At 38.8% G+C, this 1,669-nt stretch carries 2 protein-coding genes; both read right to left on the reverse strand.

Annotation, left to right across the window (positions count from 1 at the left end; all coding sequences use genetic code 11):
- Positions 1-818, reverse strand: an 818-nt coding sequence (locus AC1DJN_RS21865) for an IS110 family transposase (RefSeq protein ID WP_478040248.1), incomplete at its 3' end; no start/stop codon positions are given.
- Positions 819-1,199: 381 nt separating this feature from the next.
- Positions 1,200-1,669, reverse strand: a 470-nt coding sequence (locus tag AC1DJN_RS21870; protein WP_478040250.1) for a transposase, incomplete at its 5' end; no start/stop codon positions are given.

Genomic DNA, 1,669 nt, shown 5'->3' on the forward strand with positions numbered 1-1,669 from the left:
ATGCTATACTCTTCAAGCCTTCCGGCTATCGACTCCATTTTACTGATACATTGTTCTTTCTGAAGGAGAAGCTCTTGAAACCGTTTAGCATATACACGAACTTGATCACAAACCACATCTGTTGAAGACGCGGCGGGGTAAGATTGCTTTGCGGCCTCTATTAATTCAACAGCTTTTTCCTCTGCTTTGTTTACTGCCATTCGTTTATTTGTGTTTGCGAGTATTCGATTTTTAATGATTGTTTTTGAATGATTCAAGACTAGATCTGGATGAGGGTATAATTGTACTACGTTTAGGAACAGTTCAGACTTGGTCGTGAAGATATTCTCGAGTTCAGGAAATGTTTCCTGGACGACCTTATGCAATCGACTGCGGGTGACGCTCAATTCATCATCCAATTCGCTGTAGTGTCTCGATAATCGTTTTAACTGACGGTAAACATCATTTGAATCTGTTTCAATCCGTCTTTCGTGCGTAAAGTGTGTGAGTGCCAATCGATGTGCATCACTTCGGTCCGTTTTGTGAATCCGTAAGGAATCACATTGGAGTTTTGCTTCCAAGGGATTTAATAGGCAATAACTATAGTTGTTCTCTTGCATGAAACGTTCCAGTGTTCTTGAATAGACTCCTGTAGATTCAAATACGATATGAGGTTGCTCATCATATCCTTCAATTAAGTCATCAATTAACTTTTTAAGGTCCATAAATCCCGGACGATTGTGYGCAATTTCCTTTTCCAACTGACATTTTTTCAGCGCGTTATAGACAACCATATAACTCTTTCCCATACTAATATCAAAGGCGATGACATGTTTCATGTTCTCCCTCCCTATGTGTTTTGAAGTCTTCACATTAGCCTTATTGATTCCCATTTCTTATACACGATCTCAAAGGATCCAACATACTTAAACCTGATTCAAATAAGGTTGTGAAGTAGGTCAGTTTTTTTTACGGATTCAAGATCCAAAGAGCTGCCCGACCTATTCTTCACCTCTACTATATAAAAAAATAGTAGTACGAACCAATGCCTTGGTCTGCACTACTAATCTTAGTATGTTTCTTACGATTAGTCAAGTATCTATAATAACTTTCTTAACTCTCTGATATTATTTTGATAAATTGGACCATGCCGAATAAAGCCTAGTGATTTTTCGATTTTTCATAAGGCTTTAGTATGTTAAACTGATGCTACGAYTGTACTAGGGAGCCAACCTGTAGTCGTAGTTTTGATTATGTGTGACAAGAAAGAAGATCGTTTTCAATAACTTGTTTACACATGCGATGGAGGCAACCTTATGACATTTGTTATAGGGTTGCGTTTTTAATTTATCGTAGTACTCAACGATGTGATTTCCACCAAATCGTCGCTGTCTAATCATGTTCTGAACGGTTAGATACATTATTTTACGTAGGTGTTTATTGCCGCGTTTATTAATCTTGTCTTTAGCTATAAACTTCCCGGATTGATACCGCCTAATATCAATACCTGTATAGGCATTCAACTGTCTGTTGTTGTCAAACCTCTGAATGTTCCCAATTTCTGCTATGATTCTGACAGCTGAGTTAGCTCCAATAGCCGGAATACTACGTATTATGCTATACTCTTCAAGCCTTCCGGCTATCGACTCCAGCGAGAACTGGATCACGGCTGCCTTGGCCGATGCATAGC

The sequence above is a fragment of the Stenotrophomonas sp. 05L414_2 genome (assembly GCF_056397905.1).